We start from the raw sequence: 1,016 nt of genomic DNA on the forward strand, positions 1-1,016 counted from the left end.
ACATGCGCGAGCGCCTGCGCACCGGGGGCCATGAGGTCGTGGGCTATGACCCTCGTCCCGAAGTGAGTGACGTGGCCAGCCTCGAGGATCTGGCCGGCGCGCTCGAGGCGCCGCGAGTCGTCTGGGTGATGGTGCCGTCGGGCACGGTGACGCACGAGACCATCGGCGAGCTCGCCGACGTGCTGGGCCCCGGTGACCTGGTGATCGACGGTGGCAACTCCCGTTACACCGAAGACGGTCCGCACGCGAAGTTGTTGGGCGACAAGGGAATCAACTTCATCGACGCCGGTGTGTCGGGGGGTGTCTGGGGCCTGCATGAGGGCTACGGGCTGATGGTCGGCGGCAGTGACGCCGACGTGGCTCGAGCCATGCCGATCTTCGACACGTTGCGTCCCGAGGGTGACGTGGCCGACGGATTCGTGCATGCCGGTCCGGTGGGCGCGGGTCACTACGCCAAGATGGTGCACAACGGCATCGAATACGGTCTGATGCACGCCTATGCCGAGGGATACGAACTGCTGGCGGCCGAGGAACTGATCACCGATCCGCAGGCGGTGATCCAGGCCTGGACGAACGGCACCGTGGTGCGGTCGTGGCTGCAGCAGCTGCTGGCCAAGGCGCTCAAGGAGGATCCCGGTTTCTCTGCGATCAGCGGGTACACCGAGGATTCCGGGGAGGGCCGCTGGACCGTGGAGGAGGCCATCAGTCACCGGGTTCCGATGCCGGTGATCGCGGCGTCGTTGTTCGCGCGGTTCGCCTCGAGGCAAGAGGACTCCCCCACCATGAAAGCCGTCTCGGCCCTGCGTAACCAGTTCGGTGGACATGCTGTGCACCGGATCAGTGAGTCCGGTTAGGCGCGATTCCGATGTATGTCCGTCACCTGGGACTGACCGACTACCGGTCCTGGGCAAATGTCGAGCTCGAGCTCGAGCCCGGCCGCACGGTGTTCGTCGGATCGAACGGCTTCGGCAAGACGAATCTCGTTGAGGCGCTGTGGTATTGCGCCACGTTGGGTT

At 65.6% G+C, this 1,016-nt stretch carries 2 protein-coding genes; both read left to right on the forward strand.

Going from position 1 to position 1,016, the window contains the following annotated elements; all coding sequences use genetic code 11:
* Positions 1 to 2: 2 nt before the first annotated feature.
* The gene (gene gnd, locus ACWGPE_RS19320; RefSeq protein ID WP_452049367.1) at positions 3 to 854 is read left to right on the forward strand and encodes a phosphogluconate dehydrogenase (NAD(+)-dependent, decarboxylating); all 852 of its coding nucleotides are present in this window, start codon (positions 3 to 5) and stop codon (positions 852 to 854) included.
* Between the two features lie 11 nt (positions 855 to 865).
* Positions 866 to 1,016, forward strand: a 151-nt coding sequence (locus ACWGPE_RS19325) for an AAA family ATPase (RefSeq protein ID WP_452049368.1), incomplete at its 3' end; no start/stop codon positions are given.

The sequence above is a fragment of the Agromyces sp. NPDC055658 genome (assembly GCF_053618155.1).

Bases quoted from the DNA above. Each gene is read 5' to 3' on its own strand.
- gnd (WP_452049367.1), top strand. From the start codon at position 3: ATGCGCGAGCGCCTGCGCACCGGGGGCCATGAGGTCGTGGGCTATGAC.